We start from the raw sequence: 776 nt of genomic DNA on the forward strand, positions 1-776 counted from the left end.
CCTGCCCGACGGCGGCTGGCGCACCACCGCGGTGCCGGTCGCCGCGCTCCAGGTGGGGGACGTGTTCGCGGTGCGCCCGGGCGGCACCGTCGCCACGGACGGCACGGTGGTGGAGGGCGTCTCGGCGCTCGACACGTCGCTGGTCACCGGCGAGCCCGTCCCCGTGGACGTGACCGCCGGCGACGACGTCGTGGGCGGCACGGTGAGCATGTCGGGGCACCTGTTGGTGCGTGCGACCCGGGTGGGCGAGGACACGATGCTCGCCCGCATCGGTCGGCTCGTGGCGCGGGCCCAGACGGGGAAGGCCCCGGTGGCGCGGCTCGCCGACCGCATCTCGGCGGTGTTCGTGCCGGTGGTGCTGGTGCTGGCCCTGCTGACCCTGGTGGGCTGGCTCGCCCTGACCGGCGACGTCGAGGCCGCCTTCACCGCCGCCGTCGCGGTGCTGATCATCGCCTGCCCGTGCGCGCTGGGGCTGGCCACGCCCACGGCCATCCTGGTCGGCACGGGCCGTGGTGCCCAGCTCGGAGTGCTGATCCGCGGGCCGGAGATCCTGGAGAGCACGCGCCGCGTCGACACGGTGGTGCTCGACAAGACGGGCACGGTCACCGAGGGCCGCATGCGCGTGGTGGACGTGTGGAGCCCCGACCGCAGCCCCGCGATGGCCGGCGCCGGCCCCTCGGCCGCCGACGACGCGAACCACCTCACCAACGCCCCGGAGGTGCTGCGGTGCGCGGCCGCCGTCGAGGCCCTCAGCGAGCACCCCATCGCGCGGGCCG

General features: G+C 76.4%; 1 protein-coding gene. It reads left to right on the forward strand.

Annotation, left to right across the window (positions count from 1 at the left end; all coding sequences use genetic code 11):
• On the forward strand, positions 1-776 hold a 776-nt coding region (locus PROKR_RS04475; protein ID WP_036959949.1), incomplete at both ends, for an HAD-IC family P-type ATPase.

It is taken from the genome of Promicromonospora kroppenstedtii DSM 19349, from assembly GCF_000515355.1.
Classification (GTDB): Bacteria; Actinomycetota; Actinomycetes; order Actinomycetales; family Cellulomonadaceae; genus Promicromonospora; species Promicromonospora kroppenstedtii.